The sequence below is a fragment of the Exiguobacterium sp. s191 genome (assembly GCF_018618955.1).
GTDB classification, from domain to species: Bacteria; Bacillota; Bacilli; order Exiguobacteriales; family Exiguobacteriaceae; genus Exiguobacterium_A; species Exiguobacterium_A abrahamii.
Window position 1 is genome coordinate 118,772 of sequence record NZ_JACSNC010000002.1, and the last position, 17,304, is coordinate 136,075.

At 47.1% G+C, this 17,304-nt stretch carries 19 protein-coding genes; 10 read left to right on the forward strand and 9 right to left on the reverse strand.

The genetic code is table 11. The features are described from left to right. Positions 1 to 35 precede the first annotated feature (35 nt). Both KNQ09_RS12245 and lipL read right to left on the reverse strand, forming a co-directional pair. Positions 36 to 884, reverse strand: a complete 849-nt coding sequence (locus KNQ09_RS12245) for a DegV family protein (RefSeq protein ID WP_075642768.1) — start codon at positions 882 to 884, stop codon at positions 36 to 38. A gap of 16 nt (positions 885 to 900) precedes the next feature. Continuing rightward, positions 901 to 1,722: an octanoyl-[GcvH]:protein N-octanoyltransferase gene (lipL, locus tag KNQ09_RS12250; RefSeq protein WP_214858692.1), complete on the reverse strand. Its 822-nt coding sequence runs from the start codon at positions 1,720 to 1,722 to the stop codon at positions 901 to 903. A 145-nt stretch (positions 1,723 to 1,867) separates the two neighbouring features. Between lipL and KNQ09_RS12255 the strand changes: the two genes are divergently transcribed. From KNQ09_RS12255 to KNQ09_RS12265, 3 genes are all read left to right on the forward strand, one after another. Further along, complete coding sequence (locus KNQ09_RS12255; protein WP_064300507.1) at positions 1,868 to 3,175, forward strand: HD domain-containing protein; 1,308 nt, start codon at positions 1,868 to 1,870, stop codon at positions 3,173 to 3,175. Between the two features lie 26 nt (positions 3,176 to 3,201). Then, the gene (locus KNQ09_RS12260; RefSeq protein ID WP_251138195.1) at positions 3,202 to 4,029 is read left to right on the forward strand and encodes a phosphotransferase family protein; all 828 of its coding nucleotides are present in this window, start codon (positions 3,202 to 3,204) and stop codon (positions 4,027 to 4,029) included. Positions 4,030 to 4,151: 122 nt separating this feature from the next. Continuing rightward, positions 4,152 to 5,330 (forward strand): NupC/NupG family nucleoside CNT transporter, encoded by a 1,179-nt coding sequence (locus tag KNQ09_RS12265; protein ID WP_023466789.1) that lies wholly within the window; start codon positions 4,152 to 4,154, stop codon positions 5,328 to 5,330. A 56-nt stretch (positions 5,331 to 5,386) separates the two neighbouring features. On the opposite strand, the gene KNQ09_RS12270 is transcribed toward KNQ09_RS12265, so the two are convergent. Next, positions 5,387 to 6,031, reverse strand: a complete 645-nt coding sequence (locus KNQ09_RS12270; protein WP_064300509.1) for an NAD(P)-dependent oxidoreductase — start codon at positions 6,029 to 6,031, stop codon at positions 5,387 to 5,389. 72 nt (positions 6,032 to 6,103) lie between these two features. Further along, a complete protein-coding gene (locus KNQ09_RS12275) occupies positions 6,104 to 6,289 on the reverse strand; it encodes a 2-hydroxymuconate tautomerase (protein WP_023466792.1) in 186 nt (61 codons plus the stop codon). A gap of 168 nt (positions 6,290 to 6,457) precedes the next feature. Between KNQ09_RS12275 and KNQ09_RS12280 the strand changes: the two genes are divergently transcribed. Both KNQ09_RS12280 and KNQ09_RS12285 read left to right on the forward strand, forming a co-directional pair. Next, positions 6,458 to 6,982: a hypothetical protein gene (locus KNQ09_RS12280; protein WP_064300510.1), complete on the forward strand. Its 525-nt coding sequence runs from the start codon at positions 6,458 to 6,460 to the stop codon at positions 6,980 to 6,982. Positions 6,983 to 7,047: 65 nt separating this feature from the next. Then, the gene (locus KNQ09_RS12285; RefSeq protein WP_023466794.1) at positions 7,048 to 7,542 is read left to right on the forward strand and encodes a YwhD family protein; all 495 of its coding nucleotides are present in this window, start codon (positions 7,048 to 7,050) and stop codon (positions 7,540 to 7,542) included. Positions 7,543 to 7,576: 34 nt separating this feature from the next. Here KNQ09_RS12285 and KNQ09_RS12290 read toward each other — a convergent pair whose 3' ends face one another. Both KNQ09_RS12290 and KNQ09_RS12295 read right to left on the reverse strand, forming a co-directional pair. Then, positions 7,577 to 8,422 (reverse strand): metallophosphoesterase, encoded by an 846-nt coding sequence (locus tag KNQ09_RS12290; protein WP_214858694.1) that lies wholly within the window; start codon positions 8,420 to 8,422, stop codon positions 7,577 to 7,579. A gap of 89 nt (positions 8,423 to 8,511) precedes the next feature. Continuing rightward, positions 8,512 to 10,068 (reverse strand): BCCT family transporter, encoded by a 1,557-nt coding sequence (locus KNQ09_RS12295; RefSeq protein ID WP_064300512.1) that lies wholly within the window; start codon positions 10,066 to 10,068, stop codon positions 8,512 to 8,514. Positions 10,069 to 10,446: 378 nt separating this feature from the next. Here KNQ09_RS12295 and KNQ09_RS12300 point away from each other — a divergent pair, with 378 nt between their 5' ends. From KNQ09_RS12300 to speB, 3 genes are all read left to right on the forward strand, one after another. After that, a complete protein-coding gene (locus KNQ09_RS12300; protein WP_214858695.1) occupies positions 10,447 to 11,118 on the forward strand; it encodes an NAD(P)H-dependent oxidoreductase in 672 nt (223 codons plus the stop codon). Positions 11,119 to 11,262: 144 nt separating this feature from the next. Next, entirely contained in the window at positions 11,263 to 12,105 is an 843-nt protein-coding gene (speE, locus tag KNQ09_RS12305) for a polyamine aminopropyltransferase (RefSeq protein WP_023466799.1), read from the forward strand. A gap of 115 nt (positions 12,106 to 12,220) precedes the next feature. Next, positions 12,221 to 13,093, forward strand: a complete 873-nt coding sequence (gene speB, locus KNQ09_RS12310; RefSeq protein ID WP_214856210.1) for an agmatinase — start codon at positions 12,221 to 12,223, stop codon at positions 13,091 to 13,093. A 45-nt stretch (positions 13,094 to 13,138) separates the two neighbouring features. On the opposite strand, the gene KNQ09_RS12315 is transcribed toward speB, so the two are convergent. Then, complete coding sequence (locus KNQ09_RS12315; protein WP_214858696.1) at positions 13,139 to 13,732, reverse strand: LysE family translocator; 594 nt, start codon at positions 13,730 to 13,732, stop codon at positions 13,139 to 13,141. Next, complete coding sequence (locus tag KNQ09_RS12320) at positions 13,732 to 14,190, reverse strand: Lrp/AsnC family transcriptional regulator (RefSeq protein ID WP_214858697.1); 459 nt, start codon at positions 14,188 to 14,190, stop codon at positions 13,732 to 13,734. The genes KNQ09_RS12315 and KNQ09_RS12320 overlap by 1 nt, the downstream gene beginning before the upstream one ends. A 220-nt stretch (positions 14,191 to 14,410) precedes the next feature. On the opposite strand from KNQ09_RS12320, the gene KNQ09_RS12325 reads away from it, so the two are divergent. Beyond that, positions 14,411 to 15,199, forward strand: coding sequence for a DUF4397 domain-containing protein (locus KNQ09_RS12325; protein ID WP_023466804.1), 789 nt, complete (start codon positions 14,411 to 14,413; stop codon positions 15,197 to 15,199). Then, positions 15,171 to 15,779 carry a class F sortase gene (locus KNQ09_RS12330; protein ID WP_029343216.1) on the forward strand — a complete coding sequence of 203 codons (609 nt, stop codon included), beginning with the start codon at positions 15,171 to 15,173 and terminating at the stop codon, positions 15,777 to 15,779. Before KNQ09_RS12325 ends, KNQ09_RS12330 begins: the two co-directional genes overlap by 29 nt. A gap of 56 nt (positions 15,780 to 15,835) precedes the next feature. On the opposite strand, the gene KNQ09_RS12335 is transcribed toward KNQ09_RS12330, so the two are convergent. Further along, positions 15,836 to 17,137 carry a protoglobin domain-containing protein gene (locus KNQ09_RS12335; protein ID WP_214858698.1) on the reverse strand — a complete coding sequence of 434 codons (1,302 nt, stop codon included), beginning with the start codon at positions 17,135 to 17,137 and terminating at the stop codon, positions 15,836 to 15,838. Positions 17,138 to 17,304: the final 167 nt, after the last annotated feature.

Below are 17,304 nucleotides of genomic sequence, written 5' to 3' on the forward strand. Positions count from 1 at the left end.
CATTTTGTCGTACTATAAGATAAAAATGAGTGCCGTTAACGTGGAAGGTCATACCCAATGACGACGAGTCCCGGTCCTGTATGTGAACCGATCGCTGCGCCGGCGATCGTCAAGATGACTTCGCTTGGTGAAAACTGTGCTTCAATCAATTGTTTTAATTGTTCTGCGCGTTCGATCGAATCCCCATGACCAATCATGATTCGATGTCCGTCAATTGCGGGACGTGCTTCTTCCATCCACTCGACGATCCGGTTCATGACTTTTTTCTGACCACGGATCTTCTCTTTTGGAATCAATTTCCCGTCTTCGACTGTCAACAGTGGCAAGATCGATAAGAGACCACCAATGAAGGCACTGGCACGAGAAACCCGTCCACCGCGCATCAAATATTCGAGTGATTCGACTGTAAACAGATGACGAATCGTATTCACCTTGGCTTCAGCATAAGCCACTGTTTCTTCAAACGAATGCGTTTGTGCGTATTCTGCGACGTCGAGAACGAACAATCCTTGTCCTGTCGAAGCGGTTTTCGTATCGAGTACGAGATAAGGAACGTTCGGATATTTTTCAGCGAGTTCCTCTGCTAGCATCTTCGCGGTTTGATATGTTCCCGATAATTCGCTCGAGAAGGCGAGGTAGAGGAAGGGATCCCCTTGTTCGAAGTGACGCGTGAATACTTCGACCATCCGGCTGACTTCTGCTTGGAATGTCTTTGGTGCTGCACCGTCACGCATCTTATCATACAGTTGTTTTGGAGATATCGATTCTCCATCGAAGAACGTGTCTTCGTCGATCAATACGCCGAATGGCATGACCGTAAAATCATAAGCATCTAACATGTCTTTTGGTGCATCGGCACCACTATCTGTGATCAATCGGATCATCACGTTCTCTCCTTTCTTAACCTAGGGCTTTTTCGTTTCGATCAAGCATCCGACTCAAGTTGACGCCGAAACGCTCATTCTCGAGTTCCGTCAAAGTTGCGGGCGTCAAATCAGCGCCGAGCGCAAGTAACGCTTCATATGCACGACGTAAGCACTCCTCGACTGTCAGTGGAGTACCAAGCAGTTCCTCGAGTGACGCCATCGTTTCCGGCACGACGGTCGGATAAACGAATTTCGTCGTTTCACCTTGAAGCGCTGCCTCGTAAAAGTCACGGACTAAAGCGGCGCGTTGACTTCCACTTCCGTTGACACAAAGATAGATTTGAACGGCAACTCCGCCACGGACACGACGCTGGGAGATACCAGCGAATTTTTTACCCGCAATCGATAAGTCATAAGAACCGGGACAATACGATCCGACGACTTCACCAGCGACAATCGCGTCCGTTTCTTGTGCGAACATGCGGCGGACGAGCGCAAGCATCGCTTCGTAACCACTGTCGATATCGATGCCGCCGCGTTCCGGTAGGACAAGTGAAATATTCAAGACACCGGCGTCGAGGACGACGGCAAGACCACCTGAGTTACGGACGACGGGCGAGAAACCATGTTCATGCAGAACGGCTACACCGTCAGCAAGATGAGGAAGACGGGCATCCTGGATGCCGAGGACGACGGTTTCGTGGTGAATCCAAGAGCGGAGTGCGGCTCCTTCTGTTGCAACAGAGGCACATAATGTGTCGTCCATCGCAAACGATTGTGTCGCATGGAAAGCAGTTCCGAGTGACGTTTGATCAAAAATACGATAATGTTCTTGTTTTAAGAGTTCGATTCCCATAGGCTCGTTCCTTTATTGTAGATTTGCGACATCATTATAGCACAGGGTGTGTAAAGTTTCTGTGCGAAGCGCCGCGGGAGACAGGAATCCTTGGAAACAAAACCGAACAACAACGACATAGACACGATTTAAAGGAGAGAAACATATGTATCAATCATTAGGACAATTAAAGGAAACGAAGGTCTTCAAGGATCCGGTTCATCGCTATATCTATGTCAGTGATCAGTTGATTTGGCAACTGATCGGTACACGTGAATTTCAGCGACTACGCCGAATCAAACAACTTGGAACATCCTTTTTGACGTTTCATGGAGCAGAGCACACACGGTTCCATCATTCGCTCGGTGTCTATGAAATCACGCGTCAACTGATCGATGTCTTCAACGGTCGCGCCGATTGGGACGATCAGTACCGGGAGTTGACGCTGGCTGCGGCACTCTTACACGATGTCGGACACGGTCCGTTTTCGCACGCATTCGAGAACGTCTTCGGTGTTAACCACGAGACGTGGACGGAGCGGATCATTCTCGGGGATACGGAAATCAAGAAAGTCCTCGACCAAGTCGGAGACGGATTTGCGGAAGAAGTGGCGTCGATCATCAACAAGACGCACCCGAATCAACTGCTTGTTACGATGATCAGCTCACAACTCGACGTTGACCGGATGGATTATTTATTGCGCGATGCGCATTTTGCCGGTGTCAGCTACGGAAAATTCGATCTCGAGCGGATGCTTCGGGTATTGCGTCCGGCCCATAATCAGATGGTCGTCAAACAATCCGGAATGCATTCGATCGAAGACTACATCATGCGGCGGTATCAGATGTATTGGCAAGTCTACCTGCATCCGGTGACACGATCGAGTGATTACCTATTAAAAGCCATTCTCGAACGGGCGCAGGAGTTGTACCTGTCCGCATATCCGTTTGCGATTGCACCAATCCATTTGATGCCGCTATTTGATCAGAAGATGGAGTTGCGTGATTTCCTTGGGCTGGATGAGACAATCGTCTACTTCTATTTTCAGCAGTGGGCGAATGAGCAGGATTCGATCCTTGCGGATCTCTCGAGGCGATTCGTTGACCGAAAGTTGTTCAAGTATGTCGATTATCCGGCTGAAAAACGTGAACTCGTCCACGATAAGTTGTGTGAGTTGTTCGAAGCAATCGGCTTGAATCCGACGTATTATCTGCTTGAAGATAAACTCAGTCGTCTTCCTTACGATTTATATGGAGATAACGGTGAAATCAGCAAACAACCGATCATGTTGCAGATGAAGGATGGACAGATGAAAGAGATTTCGCAAGTTTCACCGCTCGTTCAAGCCATCGCGACGTCACGCCAGACTGATGAGAAGCTGTTCTTCCCGCAAGAAATTTTGCACGACTTGCGCGAACATGCGAATGAGAAGATGCAGATCGACCAGTTATTGATTGGCAGCGTGACATCATGATATCGTCCGCTGTCCTTACGAAAATCTTGCAACAGCTTGGACAGGAGGGAGGAGAGGTCGAAGTCTTAAAAGGCGCGACATCCTCCCTTGTTTTTCGAGTCGGTGAGGGAATTCTTCGCGTCCATACGAATCAAGACTGGCTACATGAGGAGCCGGATCTTGTCTTGCATGAAGTGTTTGCGTTACAAGCAGCAGGTGACTTAGCACCAGATGTGTTGGACTATCAAACCGATGTTAGAGACGAAGTCCCGCCGTGGTTATATATGACGTGTTCACCAGGAGAGATCCGGCTTGATCAGGTGGATGAGCAATATGTCGATCGACTGGCACAAATGCTTGCTACGATCCATGCGCTACCGGTACCAGAATCTCGGTATGTCTATCAGCCGTATGCGACAGAGCGTCACGTTCCGACGTGGACGCAGCATCCGGAGAGATGGCGTCAGCTACTGGCGGTCGAACCGGACGAAAGTCAAACGATCCGATTCATTCATCGGGATTTTCATCCGGTCAATGTGTTATACGAAATGAATGGAACGTGCCATACGATTGATTGGATGAATGCGTGTGTAGGTCCCATTGAAGTCGACCTTGCGCATTGTCGTTTGAATCTTGCCTTGCTTGAATCCATTGAGATGGCGGATCATTTTTTAAAAAGTTACCTCAAACAGACGAAACGTTCTTACGATCACGCGTGGGATATTCGGGCTATTTTTGATTTTGGACCGGAAACGATTGACGTCTATCCGGGGTGGAAAGCATATGGAAGGCAAAACCTTAGTCAGGACAATGTTCGGGAACGCTTGGAAAAGTTTGTCTTGAAAGTCTATGAAAATAACGAAAGCGGTTACTAAATGAACTTTTCCTCTTGTAGTTCTTCGAAATATTGATTATTCTATTACTTGGAAAGAGATTAAACGTCAGACATCGTACGAATGTACAACTGATAAACAACTAATAGATAGAGGGGTACTTCATGAAATATCTTATCGCACTACTCGGACTGGCTATCGTTTTCGGCTTGGCACTCCTTGTCAGCAGTAACCGTAAAGGCATCAAATTGAAACCGCTTGCGGTCATGCTAGTTCTTCAGCTCGTACTTGGGTTCATTTTACTCAATACATCGTTCGGATATATCGTCATTCGTGGCGTTGCGAAAGTCTTTGAAAAACTGCTTAGTTATGCGGCAATCGGAATTGATTTCGTCTTCGGTGGTTTAGCGAACGAAGGCGCACAACCATTCTTCATCAATGTCTTGTTACCGATCGTCTTCATCTCTGCTTTGATCGGGATTCTACAATTCACGAAGATTTTACCACTTTTAATGCGCGGTATCGGTTTCGTCCTATCAAAAGTCAACGGTATGGGACGTCTTGAGTCTTACAACGCGGTTGCTTCAGCTGCGATCGGACAATCAGAAGTATTCATCACAGTCAAAAAACAAATCGGTCAATTACCAGCAAACCGTCTCTACACATTGTGTGCGTCAGCGATGTCGACGGTTTCGATGTCAATCGTCGGTGCATACATGACGATGGTCGAACCGAAATATGTCGTTACAGCAATCGTCTTGAACTTGTTCGGTGGTTTCATGATCGTCTCGATCATCAACCCATACACGGTTGATCCGGAAGAAGATATTCTTGAAATCGTCGAAGAAAAACAAACGTTCTTCGAGATGCTCGGCGAATACATCATGGATGGATTCAAAGTCGCAATCATCGTCGGTGCGATGTTGATTGGTTACAACGCCTTGATCGGAATGGTCAACGATATCTTCTTGATGGTTCTAAACATCTCGTTCCAAGAAATCCTCGGATACATCTTTGCACCGTTCGCTTTCATCATGGGTATTCCATGGGCAGAAGCTGTCAGTGCCGGTAGTGTCATGGCAACGAAATTGATCACGAACGAATTCGTTGCGATGTTGAGCCTTCCAGAGTACTCAAAAGAATTCTCGGAACGCACACTCGGAATCGTGTCTGTCTTCTTGATCTCGTTTGCGAACTTCTCGTCGATCGGAATCATCGCTGGTGCGGTTAAAGGATTGAACGACCGCCAAGGAAGCGTTGCGGCTAGTTTTGGTCTGAAGTTACTCTACGGCGCAACACTCGTCAGTGTCTTGACGGCAATCGTCGTCAGCGTCTTGCTATAATCGTTACACATATGAAAGAGCAATGGATCAGCAGATCCATTGCTCTTTTTGTTTTTTCATTCAGTTGATCCATGCGAAGCAATCCCGACACGGACGCGATGATGGGTTCCGTCACGATAAACTTCAAAGGCGAACTGGGCGACGTTTTCCCGGGGAATCGGACCTGTCGGTGCAGTGAAACGTGTCGTCTCGATTAACAGGTCGTCAGCAGCAAGTGCGTTGTCTTCGGTCAGTTGTGTTGGACAGATGACGGTGAAGTCGACGTCTGCATCCTTTAGGGTCAGATAAGCTTTCAAGTGATCCTCGGCTGCAATCGTCGAGCGTCGACGGGACTCACTCGATTGGAAACGATACTTCCCAGGTTCTTCTGACGCATCGAGAATGCCTGCTGTACCAATGAAGACGATCCGTTCGATGCCTGCTTCTTTCATCTTCGTGACGAGATGTGGAATCGCTGTCGAGAGGACCTGCTGTTGATCGGTACCGAGACAACTGAAGACAGCGGTGCTTCCTGCGAGTGCTTGTTCGAGATCCTCTGGATTTGTCGCATCTCCTGTCAGGACGTGAAGTCGGTCATGGACGGGTAAGTCCGGTGACGTGGAACGTACGAGTGCAAGAACATCGTAGCCGTCTTCTAATAACCGATCAATCAAAGGTCGACCCGTTCGACCGGTCGCACCAAGTACAGTAACAGTAGTCATAAGTTTTCCTCCTTAGAGATCAAGTAGATGGGAAAAAGAGACGTGCGGTAACGACCGGACGTCTCTTGTTGGTTATTTATCCGCGAACATGACGCCAGCTTGACCGTAATCCGTTTTTTCCATCTCTTCGATGAAGACCGTGATGTTTTCTTTAGGAGCATTCGTCGTTTCCGACACTGCTTCCGTGACTTTTTCAATCAAGGCACGTTTTTGTTCGACTGTACGACCCGATAACATTTTAACCGTAACATATGGCATGACTTCATTTCCCCCTCTAACATGATGACGATACGCCATCAGTATAGCGCATTCGATAGGGGATTCGTCAATTCGAACATCGTTTTCGAAAAAGAAGGGTATAAGGTAGGAGCTATTCTTGTCGGAAGCGAAGGTAGTCATACACATACGGCAGAAAAGGAGAGACATATGGACGCAATCATACGGAAGAAGATTCATACGTTACTGATTTTTGATCGGGCGTTACCGGAAGATACGAATTATCCGTTGTCTGGTGCTAAAGGACTCGAAGTCGCAGATATCGTCTTTGAACAGAATATTCCATTCGGGCGACTCGTAACGGATAAAGAACTTGCTCAACTGCTGAATCAAAAAGAAGCAAAGCGATACGGGATGTTGACGTTGCTTGAAGACGATGTACGTTTCAAACCGTTGTTTCAAAATCGAAAACCGACGGCTGACATGGAAGAAGAGGTCGAGGCGAAAGTGCGAGAACTGGCGCATCAGTTACGTGCGATTCGGTCGCGGTGTTCTTCGCTGGAACGTCTCTTTTTGTTCGGTCGTGCGGCGCAAACTCTGTTTGACCGCGCTTTGCTTCATCTTGAAGAGGTCAATCCCCCGGCTCACGAGGAAATTGCATCCATGACGTGTTATCGTCTCCCAACGATTCGACGAGCGACAGAGGAACAATTACAGCTTCTCCGTTACGAGTGACGGGTTGCAGACACCTCGGAATACGGTATGATAGAAGCAACAGGATTAAAAGGGGACAAAACACGATGGAAAAAAAGATTAACTTCAATATCATTTCAGATAACTCTACAGACGGTCACGGAGGATTTGGTGTCGGAACACTCAGTTTAAATAGTATGTCACCAGTCATCATTTCTCCGGAAGACGGTGAAGCTTACATCGATATGGGCGCGATGCACGCGAAAGCAGCCATCGAGAAACGCGTCAAGTTCACGACGGATAAAGCCGATACGCCGAATGGCAAACTGTACTGGATTGTCTGGGTGACGGTCGGTCGTAAGCCAGAAGGATTCTATTACGGTGGTGTCGCTGCCTGCGATCTGCTAGTCGATGCGGAAGCACGTCGCGGATTTAAGATTCTTGCTGATCACGTCAATAAGATGGATAAATCCCTTAAAGGACGGATCGTCGTCGATCACATGGATGAGCGTTCAAAGGAATTACTGCGTGATTTCTTGCAGACACATAAACCGGAGATGTGGGAAAATGCTGACGCAGCTTTACATGAAGCGTTGGTCTAAACAAAAGAACGTGTGCCACGGCACACGTTCTTTTTTATGGTCGTTTCAGCGTCAAGACGACGAGTTCTGGATGATTGAACAGACGAAACGGAAACAGGCTGTTCCCGAGACCGCGACTGACGATCAGTTCGGTCTGCTGTTCCTGATAGCGACCTGCCGTCACCGCTGGAAAGAATCCTTGACCAGGCGCATACAGACCTTCTGTAAACGGCAGGCGGATCTGCCCGCCGTGCGCATGACCGGATAAGACGAGATCAACGGAACGCTCGGCATACAAGGATTTATATTCCGGACGATGCGCAAGCAAAAGTCGAAACGCATCAGGTGATACGTCTTGCAATGCTTGATCGAGACTTTGACGAATCCCATCCGGTTCCGATAGCCCTTCGCGCCAACGTGTCGTCGTCGGGTCATCGATACCGAGTAACGAAATCGATTGACCTTGGTATTCGATGACACGCGATTCATTCCGGAGAACGGTGACACCTAGTTGTTCAAGCTTTGGCAAAATCGTTAGATTGAGTCGAACCTCATGATTCCCGGTGACGAAGTAGACCGGGTATCGATCGACGAGCGCTTTCATGAGTGTAAGGGCAGCTTCTTCACCGTTTCGTCTCGAGTCAATCAAATCACCAGTCATGACAATGAGGTCTGGTTCAGCCTGATTGATTTTTTCCAGTAATCGTTGTTGTTCAGATCCGAAAGCTTTACCGTGTAAGTCTGCAATTTGAACGACGCGATAACCGTCAAAGGATTCCGGTAAACGGCTGGACGTCACCGTCACCTGTGAGACATCGATGATGTTGTTTTCACGATATAAAAACCAGCTTCCTAAGGCGAGGACGCCAAGGGATAACAGCCAGCGTGTACGTTTACGCATAAGCCACCTCATTTCTTCCACTAATCATAATTCAGGATAACAAAAAAGACCTCCTTCCGTATGCGACGGAAGGAGGAAATCAATTCGATTTAAGCGTCTTGTTTTAATTCAGTTGTTTCTTTTTGTGCGTCGGGTTCATCCGACAAATCTTTGAATAGGGCGACGACCATCATCCCGACGACGAAGATGAATGGGAAAGCGGCTAATATGGCAGCAGCCTGTAACGCACCTAATCCACCAGCATATAAGAGTACAGCGGCAATCGATGACTGGACGACACCCCAAGCGAGCTTAATGCGTAAGCTTGGCATCAGACTACCACCAGACGATAGCATACCGAGAACATATGTCGCGGAGTCAGCTGAAGTGATGAAGAACGTCGTGATCAAGAAGACGGCAACGATACTGAGGAACGTTCCTAAGCCACCGAATGTCTCGAACAATGCAAACATTCCAGTTTCAACCCCTTTATCGTTGACAGTCGAGATTAGGTCGACGTTTTGGAACAGTTCGTTCCAAATCGCTGAACCACCGAAGACTGAGAACCAAAGGAGACCAAAAATCGTTGGAACGAGCATGATGCCGATGACGAACTCACGAATCGTCCGTCCTTTCGAGACACGAGCGATGAATGTTCCGACGAATGGTGACCATGAAATCCACCATGCCCAGTAGAAGATCGTCCAACCGTTGATCCACTCACGTTCATCTGGGTTGAAGGCAGATGCACGGAAACTCATGACCGGTAAGTTTTGCAGATAAGCACCCGTCGTTTGGACGAAGAGGTCCATGATGAAGCTGAATGGTCCGAGGAACATGACACCAATCATTAATAGAGTCGCTAAGACGATATTGGCATTACTGAGGCGGACGATCCCTTTGTCAAGACCAGATGCAGCACTCATCATATACAGTACCGAAACGACAGCAATTATGATGATTTGTGTCGTAAATGTGTTCGGGACACTGCTCGTCAGGAAGTTGAGTCCACCTGAGATTTGCTGCGCACCAAGACCAAGCGATGTTGCGACACCAAATGCTGTTGCAACGATTGCGAGTACTTCAACTGTTCCTTTACCAGCTGCTTCATAGCGCGGCTTCATTAGGGAAGCGACGGTATCCCCGATAGTAGCGGGACGCCCTTTACGGAATGTCGAGTAAGCAATCGCAAGCGCGACAACTGCGTATAGTGCCCAAGGGTGCAAGCCCCAGTGGAAGAATGAATAACGCATCGCAAGAGGACCGGCTTCTGTCGGGTCACTTGTTGCGATTGGTGGCGTATGGAAGTGTGTCAGTGGTTCTGAGACACCCCAGAAAACAAGCCCAATTCCCATACCAGCACTAAAGAGCATGGCGAACCAGGAAAGCAAACTGTATTCAGGACGGTCTGAATCCTTACCGAGTCGGATTGAACCGAAGCGGGAAAAAATAAGGAAGATGGCAATTAAGAGAAATGCGCTCATTCCGAGGAGATAAAGCCAACCCAAACGGTTGGAGACAAACGATTGTGCTATTGATGTGACATTTCCGAGACTAGCTGCACCGATTAGGGATTCCGGTAAGATTCCCCATATGGTAAAGAGCACACAGAAAATGACAGATACCATAAAGACTTTTGTGATCTTACTTTTTCGATTATTTTCCATCGTGTTCCACACCTTCTTTCGAATTTTACATGGTTGTTTTGAATCGAATGATAACAACGACAATAATGATTCCCCGTTTGTCCGATAACAAAACCTAATCACGCAGGTGACTACCGTAACAAACATTTGTGCGAAAAAGCAAACCGTTTGGGAAATGAAACCATAGAAACTAGGGGATTACCAGAAAGGAAAGGTGTAAAATGGCGGATCATCAAATGTTTAAAATAATTTTTAAATAATGAAAAGAAAGACGTTAATATTCTTATTTCCCGTTTTACTTAAAAACTAACGTAATGACTGATATGAGCAAATCAGAGGCGGTCTGAAATCAGATTTGATATAACAAGAGCAGTCATCATTTTGAAGGAGGCATTTCCCATGGAAAAACAACAACAAAAACAAGCGATTCTTGAAGCATTTCAATCTCGTCATGCGACAAAGGCATTTAATGGTCAAGTGATCCCAGAAGACGATTTCCGGTTCATCTTAGAAACGGCGCGTCTGTCACCGAGCTCGTTCGGATATGAGCCATGGAACATGCTCGTTATTCAAAATCCAGAAATCCGAGAAGCCTTAAAAGAAATTTCTTGGGGCGCACAAGGACAATTACCGACAGCGAGTCACTTCGTCTTGTTCCTTGCCCGTACCGGAGAACAAATGCAGGCAGATGGTCCGCATGTCACGCAGATGATGGATTTCCTTGGTCTATCCGAAGAAGCGAAAGCCGGACGGACGAAGCGTTACGGTCTGTTTTTAGAGGAGGATTTTGCGATTGGTGATAACCCAAAAGCGATGGAAGACTGGGCAGCTAAACAAGCCTATATCGCACTTGGGAACATGATGTCGACGGCGGCACAAATCGGTGTCGATTCATGCCCAATCGAAGGATTCGACCAGCAAGCTGTCGAGCAATTACTCGTCGATCGTGGACTGCTCGATCGTTCTGTTTTCACGGTGCCGGTCATGGTCGCATTCGGTTACCGGGCAGACGAACCAAAACGTGAGAAGCAACGTCGTCCGCTTGAGGAAATCGTGACGTTCGTCGAGTAAAGACGGAAGACAAAAATTTTCGAATTATATAGAAGTTTCTTTCGAAATTCGGTATACTCGCATTTGTATGATTAAGAAGCGCCGTAAACGCCACTCGCATACGAACAACTTTTGTCTTGATGAAAGAAAGGGGTTCTATCGCAAATGGAACAAAAATTAAAGTTATGGTTCACGGAACACCAAACGGAAGATTACGGTATCACATTCCGTGTCAACCACGTTTATGAGAGCGAACAAACGGAGTTTCAACGCCTAGAGATGGTTGAAACGGACGAGTTCGGTACGATGTTGTTACTTGACGGAATGGTCATGACGACAGATAAGGACGAGTTCGTTTACCACGAGATGGTCGCGCACGTCCCATTGTTCACACACCCGAATCCCAAATCGGTTCTGGTCGTTGGTGGAGGAGATGGCGGAGTCATCCGTGAAGTCTTGAAACACCCGTCCGTCGAAAAAGCTGTTTTGGTTGAAATCGACGGAAAAGTCATCGAGTATTCGAAAAAATACCTCCCGAACATTGCAGGTGGATTGGACGATGCACGCGTCGAAGTCATCGTTGGGGATGGATTCATGCATATCGCAGAAGCAGAAAACGAGTATGATGTCATCATGGTCGACTCGACAGAACCAGTTGGTCCAGCGGTCAACTTGTTCACGAAAGGCTTCTACTCTGGTATTTCAAAAGCATTAAAAGAAGACGGCATTTTCGTCGCACAATCGGATAACCCATGGTTCACACCAGACTTGATCCGTGATGTTCAACGCGACGTCAAAGAAATCTTCCCGATCACGAAGCTCTATATCGCAAACGTTCCGACATACCCAAGTGGTCTTTGGACGTTCACGATCGGATCAAAGAAACACGATCCGCTTGCTGTTGCACCAGAGCGTTTCCACGAGATCGACACGAAGTATTACACGCCTGAGCTTCACACGGCAGCTTTCGCGCTTCCGAAGTTCGTTAAAGATTTGACGAACGGCTGAGTTCAGTCACTATAGCACACATGAACAGAGCGGTTTCGATCTTCGAAATCGCTCTGTTGTCAGGTAAAGAGGCGTTTGCATCAGCAAACGGCAAATGAACAGGGGGAAATGGATCATGCGTTTTGATGAAGCATATTCAGGAAAAGTCTTTATCGCGAGTCAACCGACTCACGAAGATGCAAAAGGAATTTTATACGGCATGCCAATGGACTGGACAGTCAGTTTCCGTCCGGGTTCACGATTCGGTCCGGCACGTATCCGTGAAGTCTCACTTGGTCTAGAAGAATATAGCCCATACTTAGATGGGGACATCGCTGACGCAAAATTGTTTGATGCGGGAGATATCCCGTTACCATTCGGGAACGCACAAAAATCACTTGATATGATTGAAGAATACGTCGATTCGTTATTGACAGCAGGCAAGTTCCCGCTCGGTATGGGTGGCGAACATTTAGTCACATGGCCCGTCGTCAAAGCGTTCGATAAACACTATGATGATTTTGTCGTGCTTCATTTTGATGCGCATACGGACTTACGCGATGAGTATGAAGGAGAGCCATTGTCGCACTCGACACCACTCAAGAAGATCGCGAACTTGATCGGACCAGAGAACTGTTATTCATTCGGAATTCGTTCAGGGATGAAAGAAGAGTTCGAATGGGCGAAGACGTCAGGCTACAACCTCTTCAAATACGAGATCGTCGAGCCGCTTCGTCAAGTTCTTCCAACACTTGCCGGTAAAAAAGTCTACGTCACGATCGATATCGATGTTCTCGATCCGTCAGCAGCACCAGGAACAGGGACACAAGAAATCGGTGGAGTGACAACGAAGGAACTACTCGAAGTCGTTCACATGATTTCGCGAGCAGACGTCGACGTCATCGGCGCGGATTTGGTAGAAGTATGCCCAGCGTACGATCAATCCGACATGACAGCGATCGCGGCAGCGAAAGTATTACGCGAAATGATGATTGGATTCATTAAATGAAAAAGCAAAAGAGACCGGACGTGATGTCGGTCTCTTTTGTTTTGCTCAGAAGAACAACTGAATGACCCCGAACGCACCGAATCCGATGATTAGACTGGCAGACGTCCACTGGATGATACGTAAAGTGGGTGTCGCAAGCTGGTGCTTGAGCAGGTGCGTGATGTTCGCTAGAATGACCCACCAAGTTGCAGAACCGAGAAAAATACCGATTAGAAACAAAAAGGCATCCTGTCCGTTCGTCATCGTCAATTTAAATCGTGCGAACAACGCCAGGAACAGTGTGATCGTCATCGGGTTCAAGAACGTCAGGAGTAAGACGGATAGATAGCTACTTAATCGTGACGAGGCTGTATCGGAAATTGAGGCGGTCGAAGGAGCTTGAAACATCGACCAGCCGATGTAACACAAAAACAGACTGCCGATCAGTTGCATCCAGGATGCTTGGGTGAGTAAAGATTGGACGAGTGAAAAACCAGATAAGGCAAGCAATCCATAAGTAAAGTCTGCCGTTGCGGCTCCGAGTCCGGAAACAATTCCGGAAATTCGTCCATGTCGAAGAGTCCGTTGCATGCATAAAAGTCCGATTGGACCGACGGGGGCGGCTAAGGCAAACCCGATTCCAAAACCAGTCGTAAACATCAGTCGACCTCGGGTAACGGAAAATGAAGCGACTCCTTTTCCGTTCGCATGATGATCGTCGTTTTCGTCCGCAGGATACCTGCTAATTCTTTGATGTGGTAGGTGATGATTTCATCAAGTTGTTCTGTATCACGACAACGGATTTTAAGTAGGTAATCATCGTCCCCGGCGACGTGATGGCATTCCAGTACATGTTCAAGTTCTTGAATCCGTTTTAGAAACGGTGCCCGATGTTCTGGTCGCTCGAGTGAAACAGCGACGAATGCAGCAAGACGATAGTCAAAGGAGGAGGGGTCTAGCACCGTCGTCAACTGACGGATGATACCTTGCTCTTGTAAGCGTGCGACGCGCTCTGCAACAGCCGGTGCCGATAAGCCGATGTGTTGTGCAAGTGTTGACCATTTCATCCGGGCATCCCTTTTCAAAAAATTAATAATTTTCAAATCGTAGGAATCCATAGGCTTTAACCTTCTTTTCTGTTGTTATATAAAATATTTTATTTCGAAAAGAAAGAAAAAGTCAATGTGTTTGTAGAACAAGTTCATAGCACACTGAAATCTTTACACATTTACGGCAGTGTCTTAAGTTTAAGATGTCACCACGAAGGAAATGTTCTGAAGTGTAAGAACATTGGTTTGAGAGCGATGTACATTTGACAATCAGAAAGGTGGAAAAAAGATGAAGAAACTCTTATCGTTTGTGACCGCTACGTTACTGTTTGCACTATTCGTGCTACCAGTAGGCGCAGCAGATGACGCAATGGTTCGTGTCATTCATGCTTCACCAGATGCTCCGGCAGTCGATATCGCGGTCGATGGCAAAAAAGCGGTATCAGGAGCAAAATTCAAAGATGTCACAGATTATCTCACACTACCAGCTGGCGAACATAAAGTAGAAGTATTCGCTGCAGGAACTACGAAAGATCCTGTGCTCTCTCAAACACTCAACGTAGAAGCTGGTAAATTCTATTCGGTCGCAGCAATCGGCAAATTAGCTGATATCAAACTCGCGGTCATGGAAGATAACGGTAAAGGCGAAGATGGAAAATCAATGGTTCGTGTCGCACACTTTGCACCAGATGCACCAGCTGTTGATGTCGCACCAAAAGGTGGAGACCCACTCTTCAGTAACCTTGAATTCTCGAAAGTTTCTGACTACGGTACACTCGATGCAGGTACGTATGACCTTGAAGTCCGTCCTGCAGGCGCAACGGATGTCGTCAAAGCACTGGATGGTGTCAAACTTGACAGTGGTAAAAACTATACAGCACTCGCAATTGGCTTGCTTGAAGGCGAACCAGCATTTGAAGTCCTCTTGATCCCAGACGGTGGTGAAATGGCATCAATGCCAGAAACAGGACTTGGTGGTTCATCTGATACGGCTTCTGCTACACCATGGGCAGTCGCAGCAGCAGCTGCCTTGTTAGTAGGAACAGCGTATGTCGTCCGTCGTAAACAAAACGCTTAAGAGTAGTCTTCTTCTCTTACTCGTATTAGCCGGATGTCAATCGGGATCACCTCCAGATGCTACAAAGCCGGAAAAACCAAAACAAACCGAAACAACGACGTCTTCTTCGTCCACTCCATCTGAAAAGGTGGATGAAGAGGCGTTCATACCAACGCGTATTACAATTCCGACGCTCGATGTGAAAGCGAACATCGAAGTCGTCGGGAAGGATAAACAAGGACGGATGGATGTTCCGAAACAGACTGATCAGGTTGCTTGGTACAAGTACGGAGCAAAAGCCGGGCAAACCGGAAATGTCGTACTAGCCGGACACTTGGATGATCAAGAAGGTCCCGCTGTGTTTTATGATTTAGCCAAGATGAAAAAAGGGCAACGGATTGAAGTGACGGGAAAAGCAGGACAACAGGTATCGTACGTGGTGACGAACGTCATGTCCTATCCTGTCGATGAAGCACCTGTCGGATCAATCTTCGGTGCGACCGTCATGAATAAACTGACGCTCATTTCATGTATAGGTACGTTTTCAGAGTCAAAAGGATATGATCAGCGTCTTGTCGTCACAGCAGAACAAGACGAGTAAAGTAAAATAGGCAATTCTTATTTCGGTTAAAACCGAGAATAAGAATTGCCTATTTTTTAGTGTGTTTCGGAAGCAGCGACAAGATCCGTCGTCAGTGTCGTCAATCCTTGTGTCGTCTTACTGAGACCTTGGATCGTCTCGACGATTTGTCCGAGGTTTTCCTTGTTTCGTCCAAATAAGGTGAGAGAGTTTTCCATCTCACTCTTGACGGTTTGGATTCCTTGTTTGACTTGTTGCAATTCTTGCTGAGATGCGGTGTTGGCGCGTGTGATGTCTTCCATCTGAGAAACGAGTTGTGTGATATTACCATTGTTCTTTTGAATCAGACCGTTGATACTGCTACTCAACGATTTCGCATTCTCGGCAAGGTTTCGAACTTCGGTCGCGACGACAGCAAATCCTTTACCGTGTTCACCGGCACGTGCTGCTTCAATCGAAGCATTCAACGCGAGTAAGTTCGTCTGATTGGCGATTGCTTCGATGCTTTGCGTCATCTGGACGATGTCATCCGACGTTGTCTTCAATTCATGGATGCTTTCAAGCGAAGTACCGACTTGTTGTGTCGATTGAGCGAATTGTTGCTCCATCTGTTGCATCTGTCGTTCGTTGGCAATCGTCATTTGGACGAGTTGCTGACTCGTCTGCTCTGTCTGAGCTGTTTCTGCTAATACTTGTGAGGCACGACGGCTGGTCTCAATGATGGCATGATCCGTGTGCTCGACGGAACTTGCAACTTCTTGACTGACACGAACGACGTCTGTCAAAAGTTGACGACGCGACTCGTCCGCTGCTGTCACTTCATGAAGACGAGAATCGACATACTGGCTCGTCACGATTTGAGCATCTAAGTTCATCGCATGTGTCAAGGCGAGTACTGCTGTCGTCAGTTGCGCTGGGTCATGCTGATAATGTTCAACGATTTTTGGAATCAACAACGTCTGAAATGCAGCATACGAAGCGATGAACCAAGTGACGGGAACGAAGTTATGTTTATGCGTCTGTCCCATCCGTGTCCGCATCGCGAGAAACGACTCGTCCATGTTTCCTGTCAGTAGACTCGTGAAATAGTCGGCGAAAACTTTCTTCAGTCGTTCGCGTGTCGATGATTGTTTCGCGATCGTTGCCATCTCTGGATTTAAGAGAAGGTGATCGAGAACTTGTTCAAGGACCTCATCTAAAATCCCTTGAACGACAGGTGCCATCGATTTAAGTGTCTGTAGCTGTTCTTCTGTATATCCCATGTATACGAGACGGGATGTGAGATCAGGATCTGCCGTCTTTGTGATGAGACGGGAATCAGGAAAGCCGATTGTAGCTTGATAAGCCGAAGTAGTCTTACTTTTAAAAGGGTTACGCACGTAGTTGCCTCCAATACTCAAGATGTGAATAAAATGATGTCTGTTTCTTATCGGTTCATCTTGACGAAGCGATACTGATTTTCGAAAAAAAGACGAGAATATTGAAAAACATTGACCGGAAACAAAAAAACTCATGGCAAGTGCCATGAGGAGAATAGAAAAAGAAC